At 66.3% G+C, this 25,003-nt stretch carries 22 protein-coding genes and 1 tRNA gene; 8 read left to right on the top strand and 15 right to left on the bottom strand.

What is annotated here, in order from left to right; genetic code table 11:
• The first annotated feature begins 62 nt into the window (after positions 1 to 62).
• Positions 63 to 788 (top strand): phosphonate utilization associated transcriptional regulator, encoded by a 726-nt coding sequence (locus tag BST28156_RS28255; protein ID WP_059482648.1) that lies wholly within the window; start codon positions 63 to 65, stop codon positions 786 to 788.
• Between the two features lie 106 nt (positions 789 to 894).
• Here BST28156_RS28255 and BST28156_RS28250 read toward each other — a convergent pair whose 3' ends face one another.
• From BST28156_RS28250 to BST28156_RS28230, 5 genes are all read right to left on the bottom strand, one after another.
• Positions 895 to 2,283, bottom strand: a complete 1,389-nt coding sequence (locus BST28156_RS28250) for an FAD-dependent oxidoreductase (protein ID WP_174903961.1) — start codon at positions 2,281 to 2,283, stop codon at positions 895 to 897.
• A 112-nt stretch (positions 2,284 to 2,395) separates the two neighbouring features.
• Entirely contained in the window at positions 2,396 to 3,523 is a 1,128-nt protein-coding gene (locus BST28156_RS28245; protein ID WP_174903960.1) for a 2-aminoethylphosphonate--pyruvate transaminase, read from the bottom strand.
• Positions 3,524 to 3,559: 36 nt separating this feature from the next.
• A complete protein-coding gene (locus BST28156_RS28240) occupies positions 3,560 to 5,287 on the bottom strand; it encodes a putative 2-aminoethylphosphonate ABC transporter permease subunit (RefSeq protein WP_174903959.1) in 1,728 nt (575 codons plus the stop codon).
• Positions 5,284 to 6,375, bottom strand: a complete 1,092-nt coding sequence (locus tag BST28156_RS28235; RefSeq protein WP_174903958.1) for a putative 2-aminoethylphosphonate ABC transporter ATP-binding protein — start codon at positions 6,373 to 6,375, stop codon at positions 5,284 to 5,286. The genes BST28156_RS28240 and BST28156_RS28235 overlap by 4 nt, the downstream gene beginning before the upstream one ends.
• A gap of 90 nt (positions 6,376 to 6,465) precedes the next feature.
• Positions 6,466 to 7,521, bottom strand: a complete 1,056-nt coding sequence (locus BST28156_RS28230; RefSeq protein ID WP_009687354.1) for a putative 2-aminoethylphosphonate ABC transporter substrate-binding protein — start codon at positions 7,519 to 7,521, stop codon at positions 6,466 to 6,468.
• 207 nt (positions 7,522 to 7,728) lie between these two features.
• Here BST28156_RS28230 and phnA point away from each other — a divergent pair, with 207 nt between their 5' ends.
• Positions 7,729 to 8,967 carry a phosphonoacetate hydrolase gene (phnA, locus tag BST28156_RS28225; protein WP_060242904.1) on the top strand — a complete coding sequence of 413 codons (1,239 nt, stop codon included), beginning with the start codon at positions 7,729 to 7,731 and terminating at the stop codon, positions 8,965 to 8,967.
• A gap of 26 nt (positions 8,968 to 8,993) precedes the next feature.
• On the top strand, positions 8,994 to 10,448 hold the full coding sequence (phnY, locus tag BST28156_RS28220) for a phosphonoacetaldehyde dehydrogenase (protein ID WP_174903957.1): 1,455 nt from the start codon (positions 8,994 to 8,996) through the stop codon (positions 10,446 to 10,448).
• 92 nt (positions 10,449 to 10,540) lie between these two features.
• On the opposite strand, the gene BST28156_RS28215 is transcribed toward phnY, so the two are convergent.
• Entirely contained in the window at positions 10,541 to 11,344 is an 804-nt protein-coding gene (locus BST28156_RS28215; protein ID WP_174903956.1) for an alpha/beta fold hydrolase, read from the bottom strand.
• Positions 11,345 to 11,426: 82 nt separating this feature from the next.
• On the opposite strand from BST28156_RS28215, the gene BST28156_RS28210 reads away from it, so the two are divergent.
• Complete coding sequence (locus tag BST28156_RS28210; RefSeq protein WP_174903955.1) at positions 11,427 to 12,041, top strand: CGNR zinc finger domain-containing protein; 615 nt, start codon at positions 11,427 to 11,429, stop codon at positions 12,039 to 12,041.
• Between the two features lie 25 nt (positions 12,042 to 12,066).
• Here the strand turns inward: BST28156_RS28210 and BST28156_RS28205 are convergent, their stop codons facing one another.
• Complete coding sequence (locus BST28156_RS28205; RefSeq protein WP_174903954.1) at positions 12,067 to 13,095, bottom strand: DUF3592 domain-containing protein; 1,029 nt, start codon at positions 13,093 to 13,095, stop codon at positions 12,067 to 12,069.
• 255 nt (positions 13,096 to 13,350) lie between these two features.
• Between BST28156_RS28205 and BST28156_RS28200 the strand changes: the two genes are divergently transcribed.
• The gene (locus tag BST28156_RS28200; protein WP_174903953.1) at positions 13,351 to 13,656 is read left to right on the top strand and encodes a hypothetical protein; all 306 of its coding nucleotides are present in this window, start codon (positions 13,351 to 13,353) and stop codon (positions 13,654 to 13,656) included.
• A gap of 904 nt (positions 13,657 to 14,560) precedes the next feature.
• Here the strand turns inward: BST28156_RS28200 and BST28156_RS28195 are convergent.
• From BST28156_RS28195 to BST28156_RS28180, 4 genes are all read right to left on the bottom strand, one after another.
• Positions 14,561 to 15,676, bottom strand: a complete 1,116-nt coding sequence (locus tag BST28156_RS28195) for a DUF3396 domain-containing protein (protein WP_009693139.1) — start codon at positions 15,674 to 15,676, stop codon at positions 14,561 to 14,563.
• Positions 15,677 to 15,681: 5 nt separating this feature from the next.
• Positions 15,682 to 16,446 (bottom strand): VRR-NUC domain-containing protein, encoded by a 765-nt coding sequence (locus BST28156_RS28190; RefSeq protein ID WP_174903952.1) that lies wholly within the window; start codon positions 16,444 to 16,446, stop codon positions 15,682 to 15,684.
• Positions 16,443 to 16,964, bottom strand: coding sequence for a PAAR domain-containing protein (locus BST28156_RS28185; protein WP_174903951.1), 522 nt, complete (start codon positions 16,962 to 16,964; stop codon positions 16,443 to 16,445). The genes BST28156_RS28190 and BST28156_RS28185 overlap by 4 nt, the downstream gene beginning before the upstream one ends.
• Before the next feature lie 182 nt (positions 16,965 to 17,146).
• Positions 17,147 to 17,222 (bottom strand) — tRNA-Lys (locus tag BST28156_RS28180).
• 190 nt (positions 17,223 to 17,412) lie between these two features.
• Here BST28156_RS28180 and BST28156_RS28175 point away from each other — a divergent pair.
• Together BST28156_RS28175 and BST28156_RS28170 are read left to right on the top strand one after the other, a co-directional pair.
• Entirely contained in the window at positions 17,413 to 17,817 is a 405-nt protein-coding gene (locus tag BST28156_RS28175) for a PaaI family thioesterase (protein ID WP_060334794.1), read from the top strand.
• 8 nt (positions 17,818 to 17,825) lie between these two features.
• The gene (locus BST28156_RS28170; protein WP_174903950.1) at positions 17,826 to 18,692 is read left to right on the top strand and encodes a patatin-like phospholipase family protein; all 867 of its coding nucleotides are present in this window, start codon (positions 17,826 to 17,828) and stop codon (positions 18,690 to 18,692) included.
• 39 nt (positions 18,693 to 18,731) lie between these two features.
• Here the strand turns inward: BST28156_RS28170 and BST28156_RS28165 are convergent, their stop codons facing one another.
• The gene (locus BST28156_RS28165) at positions 18,732 to 19,745 is read right to left on the bottom strand and encodes a D-2-hydroxyacid dehydrogenase family protein (RefSeq protein WP_040128549.1); all 1,014 of its coding nucleotides are present in this window, start codon (positions 19,743 to 19,745) and stop codon (positions 18,732 to 18,734) included.
• A gap of 422 nt (positions 19,746 to 20,167) precedes the next feature.
• On the opposite strand from BST28156_RS28165, the gene BST28156_RS28160 reads away from it, so the two are divergent.
• Entirely contained in the window at positions 20,168 to 21,217 is a 1,050-nt protein-coding gene (locus tag BST28156_RS28160; RefSeq protein ID WP_040128548.1) for a LysR family transcriptional regulator, read from the top strand.
• Between the two features lie 150 nt (positions 21,218 to 21,367).
• On the opposite strand, the gene BST28156_RS28155 is transcribed toward BST28156_RS28160, so the two are convergent.
• The 3 genes from BST28156_RS28155 to BST28156_RS34875 all read right to left on the bottom strand — a co-directional run.
• Complete coding sequence (locus BST28156_RS28155) at positions 21,368 to 23,965, bottom strand: DNA topoisomerase III (RefSeq protein ID WP_060244282.1); 2,598 nt, start codon at positions 23,963 to 23,965, stop codon at positions 21,368 to 21,370.
• 191 nt (positions 23,966 to 24,156) lie between these two features.
• On the bottom strand, positions 24,157 to 24,537 hold the full coding sequence (locus BST28156_RS28150) for a thioredoxin family protein (RefSeq protein WP_009695740.1): 381 nt from the start codon (positions 24,535 to 24,537) through the stop codon (positions 24,157 to 24,159).
• 37 nt (positions 24,538 to 24,574) lie between these two features.
• Positions 24,575 to 25,003 (bottom strand): DprA-like winged helix domain-containing protein (locus BST28156_RS34875; RefSeq protein ID WP_496350118.1); only part of this gene is annotated, 429 nt, incomplete at its 5' end.

Below are 25,003 nucleotides of genomic sequence, written 5' to 3'. Positions count from 1 at the left end.
ACAACGATCATTCGCCGATCTGGCGCCTTCGTTTTCTACCTAGCCTTGCTGCCTGCCCGACCATGACCGCCCCGAACGCGCTCAACGCCATCGAACTCCTGCAGAGCCAGTCGCTCGCGATGATCGTCCAGGACATGCTGGAACGGGCGATCGTGTCCGGCGAATATGCGCCCGGCGAGAAGCTCAACGAAGTCGAGATCGCGACCCGGCTGAACGTGTCGCGCGGCCCGGTGCGCGAGGCGTTCCGCGCGCTCGAGCAGGCCGGCCTGCTGCGCAACGAGAAGAACCGCGGCGTGACCGTGCGGGTCGTGCCGCTGCGCGAGGCCGAGGAGATCTACGAGGTGCGCGCGATGCTCGACGAATCGGTCGTGCGCGCGCTCGCGAAGCGCATGTCGCCGGACACGCTGCAGATCCTGAAGGGCATCGTCCAGTCGATGAAGGACGCCGCGAAGACGCACGACGTCACGCGCTATACCGAGTTGAACGTGCAGTTCCACGATGCGATGGTGGTCGGCGTCGGCAACACGCACCTGACCGACACCTATCGCCGGCTCGTGCGCCAGCTCGGGCTGCTGCGCCAGGCGGCGATCGAGGCCGAGGAGGATGCGCTGAAGGTGTCGGCCGCCGAACACGACAAGATCGTGCAGGCGCTCGCGAGCGGCGACGAGGAGGCCTCCGTCGCGCTGGTGCGCGAGCACATCGCGCACGGGCTCGCGCGGATGCGCCGCACGCACGAGCACGGCCTGCCCGCGACCGGCAAGGCGGCGCGCGAGAAGACTCGCGCGTAAGCGCTGCCTGCCACCGCGCCGGCATTCCAGGGCGCAACGCAAAAGGGACGCTTCGCGGCGTCCCTTTTTGATTCTGCGATCGCGATCGTGCGCGACCCAAGCGCCGCTACGCCTTGTCGGCCTTCCCCGCCGCACTCGCGAATTTCGCAAGCCACGTATCGACGATGGCCGGATGCCGGTTCTCGTCTTCCGCGCGCTCCTTGCGGCGGATCGCGTTGCGCACGACGTGCGCGCCGACGTAACGCAGCGGCTCCGGCGGGAAATGGCCGAGCGGGCCGTGCGTGAGCGGGCTGCGCGTCCACGCGTTGTCGACGCCGAGCACGAGCGACGACAGGATCTGCCCGCCCATGTAGGTCGGCCCGACGCCGTTGCCCGAATAGCCGAAGCCGTAGAACACGTTCGGCGCGCCGTCGAGGCGGCCGAAGAACGGGAAGCCCGTCACCGAGCGGTCGGACGGCCCGTTCCAGCTCGCAGTGATCGGCACGCCGGCGAGCGACGGAAAGAACGCGCGCAGGCTCTGCGTGAGCTCTGCCTCGTACGGCGAACGCCGGTCGAACACGGGCGCGACGCGGCTGCGCCACGAGAACGTATTGCCGCCCTTGCCGAGCATCAGCCGCCCGTCGGCGGTCGTGCGGTAGTAATAGACGAAGATCCGCGAATCGAGCACCGACACGCCGTCGACGAGTCCCGTGCGCTCGATCAGTTCCGGGCATTTCTCGGTGATCACCATGTCGCTCGACACCACCGCGATGGTGCGTTCGAACTGCGGGAAGCGGCTCGCCATCCACGCATTGATCGCGAACACGAGCTGGTTCGCGGTCACGCTGCCGGACGGCGTGCGCACGACCGCCGGCTGCCCGGGCGTGAAGTCGAGCATCGGCGTGCGTTCGTAGATGCGGATGCCCATCGCGAGCGCGACGCGGCGCAGCCCGCGCACGAGCTTGCCCGGATGCACGGTCGCGGCGATCGGCGAGTAGACGCCGTCGAGATTGCGCGCGGAGCCCGAGCGGCGCACCACTTCGGCCGGCGGCAGCGGCTCGTAGCTGTGGATGCCGCACTGCGCGAGCGCGTCGAGCACCGGCGCGAGCGTGCCGACCTGCGCGCGCGACGTCGCGGTGTACAGCGTGCCGTCGAGCCGCAGCTCCGCATCGATCGCCTGTTCGCGGCAGAAATCGGCGATGTGCTGGACCGCTGCCTCGGACGCCTTGACGAGCCGGATCGCCTCGGCCTCGCCGAACAGCCGCCGCAGCGTCAGGAATTTCGCGGACCACGTGAGCAGGCAGCCGCCGTTGCGGCCGCTCGCGCCGGCGCCGCACAGGTCGCTCTCGACGATCGCGATGTCGAGCGCGGGGTTCTGCCGTTTCGTCTGGATGGCGGTCCAGAGCCCGGTGAAGCCGCCGCCGACGATGCACACGTCGGCCTGCGTCGCGCCCTGCAGCGCGGGGGCGAGATCGCCGTCGTTGAACAGCGCTTGTTCGATCCAGAAGGGTCGCATCGGATGTCTTGCCAGTAAGGGTCGTGGCCGTGCCGCGCACGGCCGGAAAAACCACACCGCGGCCGGCCGCGCGCGTCGCGCACGCGGCCGGATCCTCAGGCAGTCGCGCGCGTCACGCCGCGGCTTCGGCCGATATGCGCCGCACGCCCATCGCCTTCAGCGTGTCGGCGATCGCGGCGACCGCGCCCGGAATGCCGGCTTCGCCGAAGTGGCCGATACAGCCGACGCGGAACGTGTCGACCTCGGTCAGCTTGCCCGGATACAGAATGTAGCCGCGCTTTTTGACCTCCTGATAAAACGTCTTGAAATCGTAGTTCGGATCGTCCGGCGCATGGAACGTGACGATGATCGGCGCCTGGATCGCCGGATCGAGGAACGGGCGAAAGCCGAGCGCGAGCATCCCGTCGATCAGCGCGCGGTAGTTGCGCTGGTAGCGGCCGCCGCGCGCGGCGAGGCCGCCTTCGTCGACGTATTGCGCGATGGCCGCGTCGAGCGCCGCGACCACGTGCGTCGGCGGCGTGAAGCGCCACTGCGTCGTGCGCTGCATGTAGACCCACTGGTCGTACAGGTCCATCGCGAGCGAGTGGCTGTTGCCTTCGCAGCGTTCGAGCGTGCTGCGCTTCGCGATCACGAAGCCCATTCCCGGCACGCCTTCGAGACACTTGCCCGACGCGGCGATCACCGCGTCGAACGGCGTGTCGCGCGCGTCGATCTCGATCGCGCCGAACGAACTCATCGCGTCGACGATCAGCCCGCGGCCGTGCTTCGCGACGACCTGCGCGACTTCGTGCAGCGGGTTCAGCACGCCGGTGCCGGTCTCGCAGTGCACGAGCGCGACGTGCGTGATGCCCGGATCGGCGGCGAGCGCCCGGTCGACGTCGGCCGGCTCGACGCGGCGGTCCTCGCGGTAGTCGAGCGTCGTCAGCCGGCGGCCGAGCACGCGGCAGATCTTCGCGATGCGCTGGCAGTACGCGCCGTTGTTCGGCACCAGCACGTGCCCGTCGCGCGGCACCAGCGTGCCGATCGCCGCTTCGACCGAGAACGTGCCGCTGCCTTGCAGCGGCACGCATTCGTGCGTGCCTTCGCCGTGCACGATCTGCAGGATGCGTTCGCGCAACCGCGCGGTGATCGCGTTGAAGTCGCTGTCCCACGAACCCCAGTCGCGCAGCATCGCGTCGCGCGTGCGGTCGGAGGTCGTCAGGGGGCCGGGAGTGAGCAGGATGGGAGCGGCGAGCGTCATGGTTTCTCCTTGGAAGTCGGGTCGTGCGGGGCGAAATCAGCGGCGATGCGGGGTGCGCCAGGCCTGCGTGCGGCGCAGCAGCAGGTGCGACACGGCGGCGAACAGCAGGCAGGCGCACGATGAGGTGGCGAGCACGAGCGTCGCCATCGCGGCGGCCGGGCCCATCTGGCCCGCGTCTTCGAGGTTCAGGATCGCGACCGATGCGGGCTGCGTGTCGGGCGAGTAGAGGAACGCGACGGCCGACACGGTCGTCATCCCGTTCACGAACAGGTAGCGCGCGATCAGCAGGATCGCGGGCAGGCACACGGGCACCGTCACGCGCAGGAAGGTCTTGTAGAACGGCACCTTCAGCGATGCGGACACGGCCTCGAACTCGCCGTCGATCTGTCGCAGCGCGGTGACCGCAGTCAGGTGGCTCGACGCGTAGTAGTGGACGACCGTGACGATCGCGAGCAGCCACAGCGTGCCGTACAGCCCGTTCAGCGGATTGCCCGGCGCGTTGAACAGGAAGATGTAGCTGATGCCGAGCACGAGCCCCGGCACGCCCATCGGCAGGATCGCGCACAGGCTGATGAAGCCGCGCAGCCAGCGTGCGCCGCGCGATTTCTCGATCAGGTAGGCACCGCCGAACACGACGACCGTGCCGCCGATCGCGACCGTCGCGGCCATCCGCAAGCTGTTCTTGTACGCGTCGAAGATGCCGGCGCCGATCAGCCCCATCTTGTAGTGCTGCAGCCCGAGCGCCATCTGGTACGGCCAGAACTTCACGAACGACGCGAACACCGACACGCCGACCACCGCGACGAAGAACGCGCACACGATCGCGCAGTACGCGAGCATCGCGAAGTCGAAGCCGCGCGACGGTTTCGGCTGGTACGGCGTCGAGCGCGCGCCGAGCTGCGACTGCTGGCGGCGGCGGATGAACACGTCGACGCCGAACGCGACCAGCGCCGGGCATAGCAGCATCAGGCTCACGACCGCGCTGCGGTTGAAGTCCTGCAGGCCGATGATCAGCTTGTAGATGTCGGTCGACAGCACGTTGTACGAGCCGCCGATCACGACCGGCACGCCGAAGTCGTTGATGCACATCGTGAACGCGACCATCGTCGCGCTGATCAGCCCGTACTTCGCGCCCGGCAGCGTGATCGTGAAGAACTTGCGCGTGCGGCTCGTGCCCATCGCGGCGGCGGCTTCGTAGAGCCGGCCGTCCGCGAGCGACAGCGCGGTGACGAGGATCATCAGCACGTGCGGGAACGACGCATACACCATGCTCAGCACGATGCCCGGCAGCCCGTAGATCGAATGGCCGTGCATCAGCGGCTTGAGCAGCCCCGCGTTGCCGAACCAGTAGATGAACGACACCGCGGACAACAGCGTCGGCGCGAGCAGCGGCAGCAGCGCGATGGTGCGCGCGGCATGCTTGAACGGCATGCACGAGCGCGTCAGCGCATACGCGAACGTGAACGCCATCGGCACGACGATCGACGTGACCAGCGCGCCGACCGTCAGCGAATGCAGCATCGAGCGCAGCACGCCGCTGTCCTCGAGATACGCGACGAAGTTGTGCAGGCCGACGAAATGCCCGTCCGCGTCGACGAAGCATTTCTGCACGACGAGCGCGAGCGGCAACAGCAGGAACATCGACAGCAGCGCGGCCATCGCGACGAGTGCGAGCTGCGCGATGCGGTCGTGCCAGTGGGTCATCTGCCGGACCTCGGCAGGGGCGGAGGCGCCGCGGCGGCGCTCGGCGAGTACGGCGCTCATTGCAGTCGCTCCTTTGCGGCGGGGAACACGCGGACATGCTCGCGATCGAGCGCGAGGTCGATGCGCGCACCCGCGCATACGCCGGTGCGGTCGACGTCGCGATACGACAGGTCGGCGACGATTTCGCGGCCGTCGAGCCCGTCGATGCGGAAGCTCACGCGGCAGAACGCGCCGAGGAATTCCAGCTTCTCGACGCGGCCCGCGAGCACGTTGTCGGCCGTCTCGCCCGGCACGCGGATGCGCAGGTCCTCCGGCCGCACGTAGACCGACACCGCCGCGCCCTGCGCGGGCCGCGCGCTGCCGTGCCGGCAGTCGAAGCCGACCTCGCCCGCGCGCAGCGAGCCGTCGGGCGCGACTTCGGCGGGAATCGTGTTGACGCGGCCGATGAAGTCCGCGACGAACGGCGACGCCGGCTGACGGTAGATTTCGAGCGGCGTGCCGATCTGCTCGATCATGCCGTGATTCATCACGACGATCCGGTCCGCCATCGACAGCGCTTCCTCCTGATCGTGCGTGACCATGATCGTCGTCACGCCGAGCCGCTGCTGCAGCGCGCGGATTTCCTGGCGCAGCCGCACGCGCACGCGCGCGTCGAGCGCCGACAGCGGCTCGTCGAGCAGCAGCAGGCCCGGCGAGGTCGCGAGCGCGCGCGCCAGCGCGATGCGCTGCTGCTGGCCGCCGGACAATTGCCCCGGATGCTTGCGATGGCTGTCGGGCAGGCCGACCAGCGCGAGCAGCGTGTGCACGCGTTCGTGGATCGCCTCGCGCTTCATCTTGCGATTGACCAGCCCGTACGCGACGTTGTCGTACACGGTGAGGTTCGGGAACAGCGCGTACGACTGGAACACGATGCCGTAGTCGCGCAGCTGCGGCGGCAGCCGCGAGATGTCGCGGCCGTCCTGCATGATCTGGCCGGCGTTCTGCGTCTCGAGCCCCGCGATGATCCGCAGCAGCGTGGTCTTCCCGCAGCCGGACGGCCCCAGGAAGCAGATCATTTCGCCCTTCATCACGCTCAGGTCGATGTCCTTCAGGACCTGCGTGTCGTTGTACCGCTTCTCGATGCGTTCTACGCTCAGATAAGGTGCCATGCGTGCCTCCATGCTGCGGCCGGCCGCGAGGCCGGATTCGACGATGAACGGGGGAAGCGGGGCGCGGCGGCCCCGCGGCGGGTCATGGCCTTACTGCTGCGTTTTCGCGCCGTAGCGCTTCTGCCAGGTGTCGAGGATCGACAGGCGGTTCTTCGCGGACCACACGAAGTCGTTCTTCACCAGCAGGTCCGCATAGTTGTCGGGAATGCCGGCGAGCTTGCGCGCGACGCCCGGGTACGCGACGATCGCCCACCAGCGCGCGGTGATCTCGTTCGCTTCCTTGCTCGCCATGAAGTCGGCCAGCTTCTTCGCCGCTTCCGGCTGCCTGGTCGTCTTCATCACGGCGGTGCCTTCCATGTCCCAGCCGAGGCCTTCCTTCGGGAAGACCAGGTCGATCGGCGCACCCTGCGCCTGCAGTTCGTGGCCGCGGAACTCGAACGAGATGCCGACCGGGAATTCGCCGGTGCCGGCGAGCGTGCAGGGCTTCGAGCCCGAATGCACGTACTGCGCGACGTTCTTGTCCAGCGCATCCATGAACTTCCAGCCCTTGTCTTCGCCGAAGGTCTGCAGCCATGCGGTCACGTCGAGGTAGCCGGTGCCCGACGACACCGGGCTCGGCATCACGATCGCCCCCTTGTAGACCGGCTTGGTCAGGTCCTCCCACGACGTCGGCTTCGGAATGCCCTTCGCCTGCCCGACGACGCGGTTGTAGCAGATGGTCGCGCCCCATACGTCCATGCCGACCCAGTGCGGCGGCGTGTTCGCGTCGCTGTACTTGCGCGTGAGCTGGTCGAAGCCTTTCGGCGCGTACGGCATCAGCATCCCCTGCAGGTCGAGCAGCGTGAGGCTCGATGCGGCGAGGCCGAGCACGACGTCGGCGCGCGGGTTGTTCTTCTCCGCGAGCAGCTTCGCGGTGACCGAGCCGGTCGAGTCGCGCACCCAGCGGATCTCGATGTCGGGGTTCGCCTTCTCGAATGCGTCCTTGTAGGGCTTCATCGCCTCGTCTTCCAGCGCGGTGTAGACGAGCAGCGACGTCTTCGCGTGCGCCGCCTGCGCCGCACCGAGTGCGACCGCGGCGGCCAGCGCAACGCGGGCCGCCCCTGCCGCCCACCCGTTGAAACGCTTGGATACCGGCATTTCGTTCATCTTCAGACCCCTTGACTGTGACGCCGCGGCACGCGGCGGATAGGTGGAGACCAGCCCTCTGCTGCCCTGGAACATTGCTTTCTGTTCTCTGCATGTTGTTGACAATCTACAAATCCTCGATTTTAATGTCAAGCATGGAAAACACCCCCTCGGCGCGGCGCGGGCGCCGACAGCCCAACCTCTCTACGATCGAAAGGACTGAACGTCATGACTGAAACGCCTGTTTCCGTGGAAGTGAACGGCCGCCGCTACAACTGGATGAACCGCCCTGTCGTGGTGGTGTGCGTCGACGGCTGCGCGTACGAATATCTGGAGGAGGCCGCCGAGGCCGGCGTCGCGCCGTTCCTGCGCACGCTGCTGAAGCCCGGCACCGCGCTGAAGGGCGAGTGCGTGGTGCCGAGCTTCACGAACCCGAACAACCTGTCGATCGTGACAGGCGTGCCGCCGGCGGTGCATGGCATTAGCGGCAACTACTTTTACGATCGCGACACCGGCGCCGAAGTGCTGATGAACGATCCGAAGTACCTGGTCGCGCCGACCGTGCTCGCGACCTTCGCCGAACAGGGCGCGCGCGTCGCGGTCGTCACTGCGAAGGACAAGCTGCGCCGCCTGCTCGGCAAGGGGCTGAAGGGCATCTGCTTCTCGTCCGAGAAGGCCGACGAGGCGAGCCTCGACGAAAACGGCATCGACAACGTGCTCGAGCTGGTCGGCAAGCCGGTGCCGAGCGTGTACAGCGCGGACCTGTCGGAGTTCGTGTTCGCGGCCGGCGTGCGCCTGCTCGAGACGCGCCCGATCGACCTGATGTACCTGTCGACGACTGACTACGTACAGCACAAGTGCGCGCCCGGCACGCCCGGCGCGAACGCGTTCTACGAAATGATGGACGGGTACCTGAAGCGGCTCGACGAGCTCGGCGCGATCGTCGCGATCACCGCCGACCACGGGATGAACGCGAAGCACGACGGCGAGACCGGCGAGCCGAACGTGATCTACCTGCAGGAACGGTTCGACGAATGGCTCGGCCACGACGCGGCGCGCGTGATCCTGCCGATCACCGATCCGTACGTCGTGCACCACGGTGCGCTCGGCTCGTTCGCGACGGTCTACGTGCCGGCGTCGGCCGATGTCGACGCGCTGCGTGCGCGGCTCGCCGCGGTCGACGGCATCGAGCTCGTGCTGAGCGGCGCCGAAGGCTGCGCACGCTTCGAGCTGCCGCCCGCGCGGATGGGCGACCTGATCGTGATCTCGAAGCAGGACGTCGTGCTCGGTACGCGCCGCATCAAGCACGACCTGTCGGGCCTCGACGTGCCGCTGCGCTCGCACGGCGGGCTCTCCGAGCAGATCGTGCCGCTGATCTTCAGCAAGCCGGTCGCTGCCGACGTAGCCCGCCGCGCGCGGCTGCGCAACTTCGACATCATCGACATCGCGCTCAACCATCTGCAGTAAGCACGCATCCGGACCAGGAGACAGCCATGAATGCCATTGCAGAACCGACGGCCGCTTGCGGGATCCGTCATGAAGCACTGCGAATCGACGGCGAGCGCATCCGGCGCGATGCGGTGATCGAAGTGCGCAACCCGTACGACGGCGCACTCGTCGGCACGGTGCCGAAGGCGACGCTCGACGACGTGCGGCGTGCATTCTCGGTCGCGCGGGCCTACCGGCCGTCGCTCACGCGCCACGAGCGCGCGGCGATCCTGCGCCGCGCGGCCGAGATCGTGCGCGCGCGCACCGCCGACATCGCGGCGCTGATCACCGCCGAGGCCGGGCTGTGCGTCAAGGATTCGACGTACGAAGCAGGGCGCGTCGCCGACGTGCTGACGTTCGGCGCCGGCGAAGTGCTGAAGGACGACGGGCAGATCTTCTCGTGCGATCTGACGCCGCACGGCAAGAAGCGTCGCGTCTACACGCAGCGCGAGCCGCTGCTCGGCGCGATCTCCGCGATCACGCCGTTCAACCATCCGATGAACCAGGTCGCGCACAAGGTCGTGCCGTCGGTGGCGACCAACAACCGGATCGTCGTGAAGCCGTCGGAGAAGGTGCCGCTGTCGTGCTACCTGTTCGCCGACATCCTGTATGAAGCGGGCCTGCCGCCGCAGATGCTGCAGGTGCTGACCGGCGACCCGCGCGAGATCGCGGACGAACTCGTCACGAACCCGGCGATCGACCTGATCACGTTTACCGGCGGCGTGGCGATCGGCAAGTCGATCGCGTCGCGGATGGGCTACCGCCGCGCGGTGCTCGAACTCGGCGGAAACGATCCGATCATCGTGATGGACGACGCCGATCTCGACGAGGCGAGCACGCTCGCGGTGTCGGGCTCGTACAAGAACTCCGGGCAGCGTTGCACCGCGATCAAGCGGATGCTGGTGCACGAAGCGGTCGCCGACCGCTTCACCGAGCTGGTGGTGGAGAAGACGCGCGCGTGGTCGTACGGGAACCCGGCCGATCCGTCGGTCGACATGGGCACGGTGATCGACGAGGCGGCCGCGAAGTTCTGCGAGCAGCAGGTGAACGATGCGATCGCGCGCGGCGCGCGGCTGCTGGTCGGCAACGTGCGTGACGGTGCGCTGTATTCGCCGACCGTCGTCGATCGCGTGACGCCCGACATGCCGCTGGTGAAGTACGAGACCTTCGGGCCGGTGTCGCCGATCATGCGTTTTCGCGATATCGACGAAGCGATCAGGATGTCGAACAGTACCGACTATGCGTTGTCGTCGTCGATCTGCACGAACCGCTTCGACGCGATCACGCGCTTCATCACCGAGCTGGAAGTCGGCAGCGTGAACGTGCGCGAAGTGCCGGGCTACCGGCTCGAGCTGACGCCGTTCGGCGGCGTCAAGGATTCGGGGCTCGGGTACAAGGAAGGCGTGCAGGAAGCGATGAAGAGCTTTACGAATACGAAGACGTATTCGTTGCCTTGGTAAGTGCCTGGTCGTCGCATGATGCGTGCGCGCCGTCCGTCGCGGAGGTGTCGGGGCGGGCGGCGCGCACGCGTGCCGGCTGACGGGGTGGGCGACTACGTGTCGAGCACCGCCGCGACGATCGCTTCCGGCGCATCCTCCTGCACCAGATGGCCCGCGCGCGGCACGCGAATCAGCGCGCCGTTCGCGATGCGATCGGCGAGCGCTTGCCCTTGCGCGAGCGGAATCCATCCGTCGTCCTCGCCCCATACGATGTGCACCGGAAAGTCCGGCGCCGCATAGCGGGCTTCCATTTCCTCGATATAGCATTGGCGCATCTGCGCGATCTGGCGATAGAACGCGGGCTGGCCGGTCGGCGTGAGCCACGGCGACCGGTAGACCGACAGCGCATCGTCGCTCAGCGGCCGCGCGACCGCATTGCCGATATACGCGGACACGAGCGCGTGATGCGCATAGGCCGGCAAGCCCGCGAACGCGGCTTCGTGCTGCGCGACGTGCCGCACGAACGGCGAGCCTTGCGGCGCGATCGCGACCGGGTTCACGAGCGTCAGGTCCGCATACGCGACGCCATCCAGAAAATGTGCGCGCAGCACGGTCGCGCCGCCGTAGTCGTGCGCGAGCACGCGCGGGCGGACGAGCCCCCATTCGCGCAGCATCGCGCCGAACAACGCGTTCTGCCGGCCGAGCGAGACGTCCGCATCGGGCATGTCGGACTGGCCGTAGCCGAGCAGGTCGTAGAAGAACACGCGATGACGCCGCGCGAGCCACGGCGCGATCCGCCGCCACACCTGCGACGAAAACGGCGTGCCGTGCATGAGCACGAGCGGCGGGCCTTCGCCGAGCGCGCCCCAGGCGATCCGGTGACCTTCGAAATCGAAGCGATTGGCGAGTTCGAGCATCGGCCTCTCCGTGCTAACCTGTTTGAAGGTGATAACAGGTTACTCCGGATCGGCCGGACATGAAACCGATAGGTGAAAATAAATGGTTACTCGACACGAGCCGGGACTGCCGGCGACCGAATGGGGCGCGGCGGATTTCGTCGGCGGCCATCCGGCGCTCGATTTTCTCAATACGGTGGCCGATACGGGCAAGACGCGCGACGCGGACAAGTTCGTCGACTGGCCGGCCGTGCGGGCGTGGGTCGCGAAGTCGGGGTTGCTGGCGCCGGTCGACCTGGCGCGGTTTCAGCGGCACGTGCGGCAGGACGGCGCCGACGAACTGGCCGCGCTGCAGCGTTTTCGCGAGGACGCGTATGCCGCGATCCGGTATCTGACGGCCGGCGACGGCGGCAGCGCCGGCGCGCGCGCGGCGGAGCGACTGGCCGGCGCGATCCGCGAGGCGGTCGCGCGCAGCGCGTTGACCGCGGTGGACGGCCGTTTCGCGTGGCGGCCCGACGCACGGGCGGCGTCGCGCTGGATCGACGCGGCTGCGCTCGGGTTCGAACAGTTGCTGCGCAGCGACGATTTCGCGCGCGTGCGTCAGTGCGGGCGCTGTACGTGGTTCTTCGTCGATCGCGGGCGCGGCGTCGGACGCCGCTGGTGCGACATGCGCACCTGCGGGAACCGCGCGAAGGTGGAGGCGTTTCGGGAGCGATGAGCGCGCGGTGCGCCGCCGCTGGGCGCTACTGCGTGATTTCCGGCGGCCGCTGCCCCGGCCATAGCGTCGCCGCGATGAACAGTCCGGCGATCACGAACGGCGCGCCGATCGCGAACAGGATCGCGGCGAGGCCCCAGCGATCCCAGAAGCGGTCGACGACGGCGCGCTCCGGCGTGACGGGGTCGTACAGCACGGTGACCGCTTCGCCTGCGTGCAGCGTCGAATGCGCCGATGCCGGGCCTTGCGCGAACGTGACCAGGCGGCCGCTGTCGGTGGTGAACGCGACCATCGCCGAGTACAGCGACGCGCGCGAGCCGGACAGGTGGGTGGTTTGCGCAAGCTCGACGACGCGGCCCGTCGCGTGCGCGTAGTGGCGCACGATCTGCCACTGGCGCAGGCCGGTCGCGCCGGCGCTCGCGAGGAAGCCGGTGCCGATCGCGATCGGGATCAGCACGAGCGCGATATCCCAGCGATGCCGGGTGCGGGCGTCTGCGGCGGCGGCCGGGTCGCGGCGGCGCTCGCCTGCATACAGCAGGCCGCCGATCGCGAACGATGCGATGGCCAGCAGCGCGGGCACCGCGGCGGGGAGCCAGCGCTGCGCGAAGTCGTCGATCAGCGCGGGGCGTTCGGGATGGGCGGGATCGAGCAGCACGTCGACGCGCTGGCCGATGTCGTAGGCGGGGACGGTCGATGCGGTGCTGCCGGCGATTTCGCGGCGCTGGCCGTCGCCGGCAAGGTAGCCGACGATCGGCCGGTACGCGCGCATCGTGTCGCTGTCCTGCACGATGCGCACGATGGTGCCGGGCACGCGAACCAGGTGTCCGGTCGCGCGGCCGGTGGTGACGGCGAGTGCGCCGGCGAGCAGCAATAGCACGACGCCGAGCATCAGCGCGGCGAGCGCGTTCCTATGCGGCACGGCCGGACCTGCTGCAGGCGCGGCAGGGCGGGTTCGGGCGGGGGCGCGGCGCGTTCCGGTGGACGGGTCGATGTCGGCGCGACCGTGCTCTCCGAATGGTCGCGTCTCGCTCACATGCTTCCATGTCTGACGTCCCATGTTCTCTCAGTGCCGGTGCGGAAGCGGCGTTTCCGTGCCGGTCGTGTGATTATTTGTCGGAGGATTCTAGCGGAAACGGCGGGGGAGAGGGGGTTGGGTGGGCTTGCTGATGTGAAGGGGACGGCTATGGGTGTGAAAGGAAATAGTTGGGCAGCGGAAGCTGGAGGGCTTTTGGAATGTCACCGGTATTGCCAGGCGGAAGAAGAATGGCGCATTTTCAAAGACTGGTAGTGCGATAAGTGCGGAGGAAGAAAAATGAACAAAGAGGACTTGGACTATATAAAAGAGTTGAAATTGAATGGATCGTGTTACGCATTCGACGACCGCTTGGTTGGGATTGTCAGATTGCTAATAATTTATAAAGGTGAGGGGCTGTTTTTTCAGGAAAATGGCCGAGCGTTGATTTGTGAGATATCTGCGCGTAACGCGATTTTTAATAAGGGCAGCTTGAAGGAGTGGGATGATGGCACATCACTAGATGCGCAAGACAAAGAGAGGGTTGCCGCCCTTATCGCAAAATACTACACGCTTGCCTATAAGGATGAGCTAACCTTGGTCTAAGCGGGCTGAAAAGTGGAAGGCTTCCGTTTTGATGAACTCAGCAGTTGATCTGGTGAGAGAGATTCTGTTTTACTGCTGACGGAAAAGATGCGTATGCTAGTGCTGACGGCATCTTCGCCGGAAGTTTTTGCGACTATGCTTACTGAGCATAAAGAAGATTTATCAAAGGCGCTTGCTAGTCTCGAGAGGCGCTGATTGTTGCGATGCGGGAATACAGCTTTGTTCGTTAAACCGAAATTCTTGGGAATCGCTGATGGGACGCAAGTCCTCTATCTGGAAAGGGGACGATAAACAGGAGGACCTGATTCCCGGCACACGTTTGCCCACTGTCGCAAGCGATCTTGGTATGCATCAGCTGTTGGATCTCGAAGCGTTCCAGGGCGTTGTGAACTTCGACAGGAAGAGAAGCCCCTCGGCGTCAGAGTGTGAGATTGCTTGTGCGGTCAACTATTGCCGAGAGAAGGGCGACTTCTACGATCCGCGGCATTGGCGGATTTTGGGCTCGGCGCGAATAGAGGCGCTACAGCGGGTTGGCCCGCGTGGGGTGGTTCAGGTCGGACGCCATGCTGCGAAGGGCGCGCGGAGGCTGTCGTGCGGCCGTGGCGGGCATCCGGGGATGGGGGAGGGGATGCCGGCCCGCGCTGCGGCCGCCGCTGTGCGGTCCCCTCCCCGCCTGCGGGCTTTGCTTGAGTGGGTGGTTTTAGTGCACCGGGCCGTCCTGCTCGGCGGCCCTTGTGGCGCGGGGTTTCGGGCATTTTGGGGTGCCCGGAAATCGTGCGTTTTGATGCACGACGATGCGAATCGATGCGTCGACGCGCACGACCGATATCTGCGCCCGAGTATTGGGCCGCCCGGCGAGCGCGGGTGTGGGTCGGTGTCACCTGTGCCACCGACCGGTCACGCGTCATTTGATGGCGGGCAATTTCTCCGTCTTGTGAAGCTCGATCCAGTAGCCGGGTAGTTCGTCGTCCGGCACGTTGAAGCGATGTAGCCACGCTTCGCTCGCAACGGTGGTGTTGAGAAGGGGCGCGGTGCTGCTGACTGTGCCATCTTGCAGGCTGTCGATAGTGTCGGCGACGATCGGGCGGAGAGCCTTGTTCAGCAGGACGTACGCGGCCGGTGGTGCCGGTGGTTGCCCTTCACCCATCGATACGCCCGCTTGCGGCTCGGTGCCGGCCTGGATGAGTAGGCCGCCATCGCCGAGCGGCGACTTTCGATACCAGTCCGGGGGGAGCATTAGCCCGGCCGCACCGCCGGCGTTGCGAACCAGATCGGCATCGATCGCTGTCAGCCAATCGACCGTCTTCAGCTTGTCGGTGAGGTCGCGCACGCATGTGCGCCGCGGACTGCCGACATCGACCCCGGCCCCGTACTGCCGCGCCCAAAAATACTCGCTCGCTTCGTTCGGATCGCGCCCCATCGGCGGAAGGTTGACCGCGTATCCGCCGTGCCCATGCACCGGGCGCAGCCAATCGGCAAACTCGGCAAACAGGCGCTCGAACTCGCCGGGCGCGAGCTGAAGAAAGCTGCGCGGGACGGTGAACGACATGACATCGAGACTGCGTCCGAACTTCGCTTCCCAATCTTCGAGGCAGAACACGGAGAAGTCGTAGAAGCCGGCCGCGAGCTTGTGGTCCGCGCTGGTCGTGGTCGACACGAGGGCGGTGCTACTCGGTAGGCGCTTCGCCAGATCGGCGAAACCGGGCGATTTGCCGAACGCGACGGGCGCTTCACCCTCGGCGTAAAACCATCGCATCGGGCCGGCCTTCGGCGCGTCGCGCCCTTCGGCCTGCGCCAATGCCGCTTCGTACTTGGTGATGACGTCGAGATAGCGGTCGTAGCAGCGCGTCAGCGCCTTGCGCGTGGCATCCTCGTAGCCGTTCCTGAAGTACAGGACGCCACGCACGACGAATGCAGCACCTACGATGCCCTTCTGATAGGCCGGCTCGAACAGCCCATAGGGCAGAGTGTCGCGCCGCTTGGGGTCGTTGGCCCATGCGGCCAGTTCGTCTTTCGTCATGGCATTCAGGGGAGCACGAAGCCGGGAACGCCCGGCGAAAGTGGGGTCGGAGCGGGCAGCGCGCGGCCTGGCCCGGCCGGACTGACGCCGAAAATCGACTCGACGTCGGTTTGAGTTTGCGTCGATCGCACGGGCTTCTCGTCCGGTTCGTCATCGCGGCATCCGCAGTCAGCGGGGCGAAGCGTCGCGACCTTTTTGTCGCTGCCAGCGATTCGCACGTATGCCTCCTTTTGACGATCGCCGTATGAATCCTCGAACTTCATTTCGACGACCGTTTTGATATTCGATTGCTCGGGCGGCAGAGTGGGATCGCGAACAATCACGACATCGGGACGACGCGTTTGATCCAACCCCGCCCTCTTCCCGTCGCGATAGCCTTTCATGCTACCCGGCCAATTATCGCGGATCCAGTCGACAAGCGAATCGGGGCGCAGCGGGCTCGCTTCGTCCATGATCGGGACCGGGGGAGCTGGTGGTGTCGGGCTCATGTCGTAGCTGACTTCCGGCAGATACTCGGTGGGTGCGCCGTATCTTTTTCGGGCATCGGCGTTCATGGCGTCCAGCCGTTGGGCGACGCACGCCTGTCTGAGCGTTCTTGACCTGCCTCGTTTGTCTTCGCGCGTCGCGACGCCAATGCGCGCGCACGGGCACATAACGCCGCAGAGCACTTCCTTGTCCTTCCCGGACAGACGACCGTCGAGCCCGACGACGGTCGTGTTGCCGTCTCCCTTGCTCGCGCCTGCTGCCGAGCTGCTCGAATAGTCGGTCATGCCTTGCTGGTGCCCGGTTGGCGGAACGATAGTGACGCGGCTTGTTGCGTGTTCAGCCAGTCCGTATGGCCGTCTGCGTCCGTTGTGCCGTGGATCGTTTGGCCGTCCGCCGATGTGACCGTATACGGATGGTTCGCAATGGGGAGGCGCGTGTTGTCGTCGACGACCTGGAAGCGGCCGCGATTCGGACCATCGTTCTGTGCGACGACGCTCCTGCCGCCGCCAACTGGCGCGCCGGCGCCCGATGTCGGGGACGCCGTTGCGGTGCTTTGGGAGGCGATCAGGGTCGCGCCGCACGCGGTCATGTCGCCGTCGGACGCGACCGGACGTCCGTTGAACGTCATGTGCAGGTCTGCCTTGATCTTGACGATCGGATAGACGCCGCCGCAGCGCGGACATGAAACCATGTCGCCGAGCAGAGCCAGCGCCTTTCCGTCGACGGTGTTGGTCATATCGCTGGCGATAACGCGCCCGCAGTGAGAGGTTCTGTCACCGTCTCGAATGAATGCGAAGCCCATCGAACCCTCGTATGGAAGAAATCCGCAGAGGAATGTAGCACGCTGGGTAGCGGGGGAACGATCCTGTCTGAATTGGCAGGCTACGGGAGGAATATGGATGCTCGATATTGGACAGCGTCTAATATCGAGGGGTGATGGAAAGAAAAAAGGGCTTAGCATCGCTGCTAAGCCCTTGAATTCTTTGGTGGGGCGTGAGTGACTCGAACACTCGACCTACGGATTAAGAGTCCGCTGCTCTACCAACTGAGCTAACGCCCCCAACAGAAGAAAGATTATGCCCGGCTTCCGAAGGCTTGGCAAGCCCTTTCTGCAAATTTCTCAAAAATATTTCGTCACTGGGGCCGGAGCTGACACGACCATGACGAGTCATCGCAGTTGACGCGCTCCCGGTATGATGACGTCCATCCCGTTGCGCGGCGGTCGCGCAACGCTTTCTGGACATCCGAAGATGGACGAGAACGCAGTCCGCGAATTGCTGAATCGCCTGCTGGCCCCGTGGGTCCGCTCGCTGAACCTGGTCCCCGTATCGATCAACGACGACAGCGTGACGTTGCGTCTGCCGTTTTCCGGCGAATTCCGTCATTCCGGCGGCGGGATCTGCGGCCAGGTCTTCACGGCCGCGGCCGACACCGCGATGGTGGTCGCGATCTCGGCGGCGCTCGGCGAGTTCCGGCCGATGACGACTGTGTCGCTGAACACGAATTTCATGCGCCCGGTCCGCAAGGGCGACGTGCTCGTCACCGCCCGTGTGCTGCGCATGGGCCGCAATCTCGTGTTCGGAGAGGTCGAACTGTTCGATGAGGACGGCAACATGGCCGTCCACGCGACGTCGACCTACGCGCTCGTCAATTGAGCGGCCCGATGTTCGACCAGATCGTCTTTGCCGGCGGCGGCAACCGCTGCTGGTGGCAGGCCGGCTTCTGGGACGTTGCCCAGCCCGCGCTCGACCTGCGTCCACGCGTGATCGCGGGGATCTCGGCCGGCGCCGCGACGGCCTGCATGCTGTATACGCGCGACGCCGCGTGGGTCATGCGCTATTACGAGCAGGCGCTGCGTCATAACCGGAAGAACGCGTACTGGGGCAACCTGTTCGGCCGCGAGCCGGTGTTTCCGCATTACCGGATCTACCGCCAGGCGCTGCTCGACATCTACGGCGAACCATTCGAGAAGCTCGCCGCGGCACCGGAAATCCGCATCGGCGTGTCGCATGTGCCGCGCTGGCTCGGCGCACGCAGCGCGGTCGCCGCCGGCCTCGTCGCTTACAACATCGAGAAATACGTGCGCAAGACGCTGCATCCGACGCTCGGGCGCGCACTCGGCTTTCGCCCGGAGTTCGTGCGCGCGCAGGCGTGCGCGAACGTCGAAGACCTCGCCGACCTGATCCTGCAGTCGTCGTGCACGCCGCCGTTCACGCCGGTGCTGCGCCGCGGCGGCCGGCCGGTGCTCGACGGCGGGATGGTCGACAACGTGCCGGTCGGCGCGCTCGACGCTTCGCCGGGCGACGTGCTGGTGCTCGTCACGCGGCTGTATCCGCGCCCGCAGATGTTCACGGTCGCGCACGGCGACCAGCGGCGGCTGTACGTGCAGCCGTCGAGCAAGGTGCCGATTTCGAGCTGGGATTACACGAGTCCGTCGCAGATGCAGCATGCGTACGACCTCGGGCGGCGCGACGGCGAGCATTTCCTCACGCGCGTCGGCGCGATGACGGGCGGCCGCGTGGCCGCCTGAAGGCGGGAAGCCGGGCCGCGGCGTGCGCGGCCCGCGCAATCAGCGCTTGCGGATCGGCGTCAGCGCTTCCGGATTGGCGACGCTCGACATGTCGCCCTGGTCGAACGCGAGGATGTTCCTGAACGCCGCGCTGAAATACAGCTCGTAGCTTTCGCGCTCGACGTAGCCGATGTGCGGCGTGCAGATCACGTTTTCCATGCGCAGCAGGCTGTAGCCCTGCAGGATCGGCTCGCTTTCGAACACGTCGATCGCGACCATTCCCGGCCGGTTGTGCGACAGCGCGTTGACGAGCGCGTTTTCCTCGAGCAGTTCCGCGCGGCTCGTGTTGACGAGCAGCGAGGTCGGCTTCATCCGCATCAGGTCGTCCTGCTTGACGATGCCGCGCGTGTCGTCGTGCAGGCGCAGGTGCAGCGACAGCACGTCGCTCTGCTCGAACAGCGCTTCGCGGCTGTCGGCGGCCGTGTAGCCGTCGGCGCGCGCGGCTTCGAGCGAATGCTCGCGGCCCCAGATCAGCACGTTCATTCCGAACGCCTTGCCATAGCCGGCAACCAGCCGGCCGATCTTGCCGTAGCCCCAGATGCCGAGCGTCTGGCCGCGCAGCACCTGGCCGAGGCCGAAGTTCGGCGGCAGCGCCGACGTCTTCAGGCCCGACTGCTGCCACGCGCCCTGCTTCAGGTTCGCGACGTACTGCGGAATGCGGCGCTGGGCGGCCATCACGAGCGCCCAGGTCAGCTCGGCCGGCGCGATCGGCGAACCGGTGCCTTCGAGCACCGCGATGCCGCGGTCGGTACAGGCTTCGAGGTCGATATGGCTCGACACGCGGCCGGTCTGACTGATCATGCGCAGATTCGGCAATTTTGCGAGCAGTTGCGACGAGATTTGCGTGCGTTCGCGAATCAGCACGAGCGCCTCGACTTCCGCGAGGCGGCTCGCCAGTTGTCCCAGGCCGCGCACCGTGTTGTTGAAGACCTTCACGTCGTGGTCGGCGAGCATCTCGAAGCAGTTCAGCTTGCGGACGGCGTCCTGGTAGTCGTCGAGGATGGCAATTTTCATGGTGAGTGGGGTGTCGCGCGTTGAATCCCGTGGCGGCGGCGCACGTCGCGCGCCCGTCCCGTCCGGCCGGGGCCGACATGATGCTACGCCGGCCGCGTTCGTGGTGTCTTTTTAACAGGTTGTTACGCTCGGCTGCAATCGGCGGCGGCCTCACCGGCGGCGGCGTCGCGCCGTAGGGCAGGTGCGATGCTGTGTCGCATCAAATACGTCCTTCCTGATTCGGCCGTTTCCCGGACGAGGTTCACCCAATTGTTGCTCCAATCAGAATAATTGGATCAACTATCCGCCCGGACCGAGGATTTTTGACTATTTTTATCTCGATTCACGCCCCTGTTAGGCAACTCTGCATCATTTCCGCTGTCGTAGGAGAATTACGCATTTGCTTCAACTTTTTGAAGTTGTAACAGCGGCAGGAGTCGTTTATGGATCATTTGCAGTCGATGCGCGTGTTCGTCAAGGTTGCGGATCTCGGCAGTTTCGCGCGGGCCGCGAGTGCAATGGATATCTCCAACGCGGTCGCGACGCGCCACGTTGCCGATCTGGAAGGCCGGCTCGGCACGCGCCTGCTGAACCGTACCACACGCAGCCTTTCGCTGACGGAGTCGGGCCAGGTCTATCTGGAGCGCGCGCGCCAGATTCTCGACGAGCTCGAGGACGTCGAACAGATGGTCGTCGCGCGCAATCACGAGCCAGTCGGCACGCTGCGCATCGTCGCGCCCGTGGTGTTCGGCCTGCATAACCTTGCGCCGGTGCTGCAGTCGTACACCGAGCATTTCCCGAAAGTGGTGCCGGATCTGACGCTGGTCGACCGGCAGGTCGATCTCGTCGAGGAAGGTTTCGACGTCGGCATCGTGGTCACGCGCCAGATGCGCAGCGCGAGCATCGTCACGCGGCGGCTGACCACTGGCTGCATGACGGTGTGCGCGACGCCGAGCTATCTGGAGAAGCATGGCGTGCCGACGCATCCGGAGCAGCTCGCCGAGCACCCGAGCCTGAGCCTGCCGACCGAATACTGGGGCGACGAGCGCGTGTTTACGGGGCCGGACGGCGAAGTGCGAGTGCGCCCGACCAACGTGATCGTCGCGAACAACACCGCGATGCTGCGCCAGTTCGCGCTGCTCGGGATGGGCGTCGCGATCCTGCCGAGCTACCTGATCGGCGGCGACATCGCGCGCGGTGCGCTGGTGCGGCTGCTGCCGGATTTCCGGCTGCCGCAGGTCGAGATCAATATCGCGTATCCGAGCCGCCGCCATCTGCCGGCGAAGGTGCGCACCTTCATCGACCACCTCGTCGAATACTTCAGCCATTCGACCGATGCGACGATGGGCGAGCAGTGGGCCGCGCAGGGCGCGGCGCTCGCGCCGATCGGCGTCGAGACGCGCGCCGAGCAGCCCGAGTCGGCCGACCCGAACCTGTCGCCGCGCCTGCCGCGTTCGTCGCGCACGCGCGTCGCGGCGCCGTCGCCGCTGTAACGCGCGGCGCGACGGCCGGGCGGCGCTTGTCGCGGCCGGGCAGCGCAAAAGAAAAACGCGGATCGAGCGATCGATCCGCGTTTTTTATGGCCGCTTGCCGAGGCCGGCAGGTCGGGCCGGCGACAAGCCGGTTTCCGGCTTGTCCGGCGGTTACGACCCCGTCTTGCGCGTCGTCGTCTTGCGCGCGGCGGTCTTGCGAGCCGGCGCCGGTTTCTCTTCTGCGCCTTCCGTCACGGTTTCGGCATCCTTCGTCGCCGATTTCGCCGTCTTCTTCGCGGCGGCCGCCTTCGGTTCCTTCTTCTCGAACTCGAAGCCGATCTTGCCGTCCGGCTGCTTCACGAGGAACGCCTTGAAGTTGCGGCCGGTGCGCGACGACTTGAAGTTCGGCAGCAGGTCGGTGCGGCCGTCGGCGAGCAGCTTGCCCATCTGCTCGCGCGTGATTTCCTGCTGCAGGATCACCTTGCCCGAGCGGAAGTCGCAGGTCTTCGGGTTCGCGACCGAGTGTTCGCACACGTAGCTCATCCCGTGCTCGAACACGCGGCCCTTGCACTTCGGGCACGCGCCGACCGGTTCCTGCGCGGAGAAGTCGGGCGCTTCGCCTTCCTCGCCGCCCTGGTCCTGGCCGAAGTCGAACTCGAGCTTGTAGTTCTTCGTCTCGTCGTCGAACGACAGCTTGAGGATCGCGGAGAACGGCCGGCCCATCTTGCTGCGGAAACCGGACAGCGGCCCGATTTCCTTCTTCTGCAGCAGCTCCTCGACTTCCGCGATCTCGAACTGCCGGCTGCCCGGGATCTTCGAGATCGAGAACTCGCACTTCGTGCACGCGAAACGGCGATAGTTTTCCTTCACCTGGCCGCCGCAGTTCGGGCACGGCGTTTCGAGCGTCGCGTAATCGCCGGGAATCGTGTCGGAATCGTATTCCTTCGCGCGCTTGACGATCTGCTGCGTCATGCGGGCGATTTCCTGCATGAACGCGTCGCGCCCGAGGTTGCCGCGCTCCATCTGCGACAGCTTGTATTCCCATTCGCCGGTGAGTTCGGGCGCGGTCAGTTCCTTCACGCCCAGCCCGCGCAGCAGTGTCATCAGCTGGAAGGCCTTCGCGGTCGGGATCAGCTCGCGGCCTTCGCGCACCAGATATTTCTCGCCGAGCAGCCCTTCGATGATCGCCGCACGCGTGGCCGGCGTGCCGAGACCCTTCGCGGCCATCGCCTCGCGCAGCTCGTCGTCCTCGACCAGCTTGCCCGCGCCTTCCATCGCCGACAGCAGCGTCGCTTCCGAGTAGCGTGCGGGCGGTTTCGTCACGAGCGCGACGGCGGCGATCTCGTCCGTCTTCACCTTCTCGTCCTTCTGCACCGGCACGAGGTTCGCGTCCGCGCCTTCGGCGTCGCGGCCGTACACCTGCAGCCAGCCCGGCTCGACGAGCACCTTGCCTTCGGTCTTGAAGTGATGGCCGACGACTTCGGTGATCCGCGTGGTGACGCGGAATTCGGCGGCCGGGAAGAACACCGCGAGGAAGCGCTTCACGACCATGTCGTACAGCTTCTGCTCCGGCTCGGACAGCGACTTCGGCGCCTGCAGCGTCGGGATGATCGCGAAGTGGTCGCTGATCTTCGAATTGTCGAAGATCCGCTTGTTCGGTTTCACCCAGCCCTTGTCGAGCACCTGCTTCGCGTGCGGCAGGTAGTTGTGGCTTTCCTTGAGCATCTCGAGCGTCGACTGCACGGTCGAGATGTAGTCTTCCGGCAGTGCGCGCGCGTCGGTACGCGGGTAGGTCAGCACCTTGTGCTTTTCGTACAGCGCCTGGGCGAGGCCGAGCGTGTTCTTCGCGGAGAAGCCGAAGCGGCTGTTCGCCTCGCGCTGCAGGCTCGTCAGGTCGAACAGCAGCGGCGACAGTTGCGTCGACGGCTTCGATTCCTCGGTGACCGTGCCGAGCTGGTCGCGGCATGCGGCGACGATCGTTTCGGCCGCCGGCAGGCTCCACAGACGCGAATCGCGCTTCTCGGGGTCGAATTCGTCGCGCTTGAATTTCGGGTCGAACCACTTGCCTTCATAGAAGCCGCCCGCGCACGCGAATTCGGCCTTCACTTCCCAGTAGTCGCGCGGGACGAAACGGCGGATTTTCTCTTCACGTTCGACGACGATCGACAAGGTTGGCGTCTGAACGCGGCCGACCGTGGTCAGGAAGAAGCCGCCGCCCTTGCTGTTGAACGCGGTCATCGCGCGGGTGCCGTTGATCCCGACCAGCCAGTCGGCTTCCGAGCGGCAGCGTGCGGCGTCGGCGAGCGGCTGCATGTCCGTGTCGCTGCGCAGGTGCGCGAAACCATCGCGGATCGCCTGCGGCGTCATCGACTGCAGCCACAGGCGCTGGACCGGCTGCTTCGCCTTCGCGTGCTGCACGATCAGGCGGAAAATCAGCTCGCCCTCGCGCCCCGCGTCGCATGCGTTGATCAGGCGGTCGACATCCTTGCGCTTCATCAGCTTGGTGAGCACCTTGAGGCGCGACTCGCTTTTTGCGATCGGGTTCAGGTCGAAATGCGGGGGGATGACGGGCAGATGTGCGAAGCTCCACTTCCCGCGCTTGACCTCGTACTCTTCCGGAGCGGCGATTTCCAGCAGATGGCCGACAGCGGACGAAAGGACGTATTCGTCGCTCTCGAAGTATTCGTCATGCTTGGTAAAGCCGCCCAAAGCGCGCGCGATGTCGTTCGCGACAGAAGGCTTTTCCGCAATGATCAGTGCTTTGGACATGACAGGTGTGTGTTGGTAGACCGGGTTCGCCGGCGTGGGTCCCTTTTACGACGGCTTTATAGCACACGCCGTCGCGACGGCGGCTCGGCGTGCAAAAAGCGGCTCATCATAGAGGGGGGCCGCAACGGCGGCAAGCGCCCGGCGCGGCGGGAGGCGCAAATGCGCGAAAAACCGCCCGCCGGCGCACGGGTTCAGGCCGCGACGTTCAGGACGTTGCGCAATTTCGGTGCGTGCTGCACGCCGGGCACGGCGGCCAGATCGGTCAGCATCCGTTCGACGATCGCCGCGTGCGGCAGCACCGTGCCGAAAAAACGCGCGGTGTTCGCGTCCTCGATCAGGATCGTCGGGAAATTTTCGACGTCGAGGTCGTCGAGCTGGTCGGCATGGGTTTCGATGTCGATCCAGGCGAAGCAGGCGTCGGGATGTGCGTCGGCGAGCTGGTCGAAGGTGGTCCGGTAGTCGCGGCAGGTGCCGCACCACTCGGCGCACAGGCAGGCGACGAGCAGCGTGCCAGGATCGGCGAGACGCTCGGCGATCCGATCCGCATCGATGTCGAGATTCAGCGCGGGCATGGTGTTCCTTGGTATGTCGTCGGCGGCGCGGCCGCCACTATTCGGGGGACTGTAGCACGCCCGGTGCAGGCGGGGTTGACGCGGCGTCAAGCCGCGCGAAGCGGCCGCCGGGAAGGGATGCGGCCCGGCCGGCCAGCTCCAGCGCGAGCAGCGCGCGGTGCAGGTCGTGGTCGGGCAGGCCGCTGCGCTCGGCGAGCCATTCGTAAGTAACGGGGCCGTATCCCAATGCGGCGAGTACGGCCTGTTCAGCCGGGTTGTCGGGTGGGGCGGGCGGCGCGATGGTGGCGGGTGGGGGCGTGGCGCCGGTCGCGGCGTAGTCGGCGCCGCCAGCGATGCCCGTGGTCGGGCCGGAACCGAATGAGCCATTCGGGGGTCCATCGCCGCCGGAACCGCCGGAACCGCCGGAACCGCCGGAACCGCCGGAACCGCCGGAACCGCCGGAACCGCCGGAACCGCCGGAACCGCC

Origin of the sequence: Burkholderia pseudomultivorans (assembly GCF_902499075.1) — a bacterium.
Lineage (GTDB): Bacteria > Pseudomonadota > Gammaproteobacteria > Burkholderiales > Burkholderiaceae > Burkholderia > Burkholderia pseudomultivorans.
This window is presented reverse-complemented; position numbering and strand designations above follow the sequence as displayed.

Excerpts from the sequence above, each read along its gene's own strand:
- BST28156_RS28200 (WP_174903953.1), top strand. The coding sequence starts at position 13,351 with ATGAACAAAGAGGACTTGGACTATATAAAAGAGTTGAAATTGAATGGA.
- BST28156_RS28250 (WP_174903961.1), bottom strand. The coding sequence starts at position 2,283 with ATGCGACCCTTCTGGATCGAACAAGCGCTGTTCAACGACGGCGATCTC.
- BST28156_RS28240 (WP_174903959.1), bottom strand. The coding sequence starts at position 5,287 with ATGAGCGCCGTACTCGCCGAGCGCCGCCGCGGCGCCTCCGCCCCTGCC.
- BST28156_RS28170 (WP_174903950.1), top strand. The coding sequence starts at position 17,826 with ATGTTCGACCAGATCGTCTTTGCCGGCGGCGGCAACCGCTGCTGGTGG.
- BST28156_RS28235 (WP_174903958.1), bottom strand. The coding sequence starts at position 6,375 with ATGGCACCTTATCTGAGCGTAGAACGCATCGAGAAGCGGTACAACGAC.
- BST28156_RS28160 (WP_040128548.1), top strand. The coding sequence starts at position 20,168 with ATGGATCATTTGCAGTCGATGCGCGTGTTCGTCAAGGTTGCGGATCTC.
- BST28156_RS28230 (WP_009687354.1), bottom strand. The coding sequence starts at position 7,521 with ATGAACGAAATGCCGGTATCCAAGCGTTTCAACGGGTGGGCGGCAGGG.
- BST28156_RS28255 (WP_059482648.1), top strand. The coding sequence starts at position 63 with ATGACCGCCCCGAACGCGCTCAACGCCATCGAACTCCTGCAGAGCCAG.
- BST28156_RS28205 (WP_174903954.1), bottom strand. The coding sequence starts at position 13,095 with ATGGGACGTCAGACATGGAAGCATGTGAGCGAGACGCGACCATTCGGA.
- BST28156_RS28195 (WP_009693139.1), bottom strand. The coding sequence starts at position 15,676 with ATGACGAAAGACGAACTGGCCGCATGGGCCAACGACCCCAAGCGGCGC.
- BST28156_RS28210 (WP_174903955.1), top strand. The coding sequence starts at position 11,427 with ATGGTTACTCGACACGAGCCGGGACTGCCGGCGACCGAATGGGGCGCG.
- BST28156_RS28155 (WP_060244282.1), bottom strand. The coding sequence starts at position 23,965 with ATGTCCAAAGCACTGATCATTGCGGAAAAGCCTTCTGTCGCGAACGAC.
- BST28156_RS28150 (WP_009695740.1), bottom strand. The coding sequence starts at position 24,537 with ATGCCCGCGCTGAATCTCGACATCGATGCGGATCGGATCGCCGAGCGT.
- phnA (WP_060242904.1), top strand. The coding sequence starts at position 7,729 with ATGACTGAAACGCCTGTTTCCGTGGAAGTGAACGGCCGCCGCTACAAC.
- phnY (WP_174903957.1), top strand. The coding sequence starts at position 8,994 with ATGAATGCCATTGCAGAACCGACGGCCGCTTGCGGGATCCGTCATGAA.
- BST28156_RS28175 (WP_060334794.1), top strand. The coding sequence starts at position 17,413 with ATGGACGAGAACGCAGTCCGCGAATTGCTGAATCGCCTGCTGGCCCCG.
- BST28156_RS28185 (WP_174903951.1), bottom strand. The coding sequence starts at position 16,964 with ATGGGCTTCGCATTCATTCGAGACGGTGACAGAACCTCTCACTGCGGG.
- BST28156_RS28215 (WP_174903956.1), bottom strand. The coding sequence starts at position 11,344 with ATGCTCGAACTCGCCAATCGCTTCGATTTCGAAGGTCACCGGATCGCC.
- BST28156_RS28245 (WP_174903960.1), bottom strand. The coding sequence starts at position 3,523 with ATGACGCTCGCCGCTCCCATCCTGCTCACTCCCGGCCCCCTGACGACC.
- BST28156_RS28165 (WP_040128549.1), bottom strand. The coding sequence starts at position 19,745 with ATGAAAATTGCCATCCTCGACGACTACCAGGACGCCGTCCGCAAGCTG.
- BST28156_RS28190 (WP_174903952.1), bottom strand. The coding sequence starts at position 16,446 with ATGACCGACTATTCGAGCAGCTCGGCAGCAGGCGCGAGCAAGGGAGAC.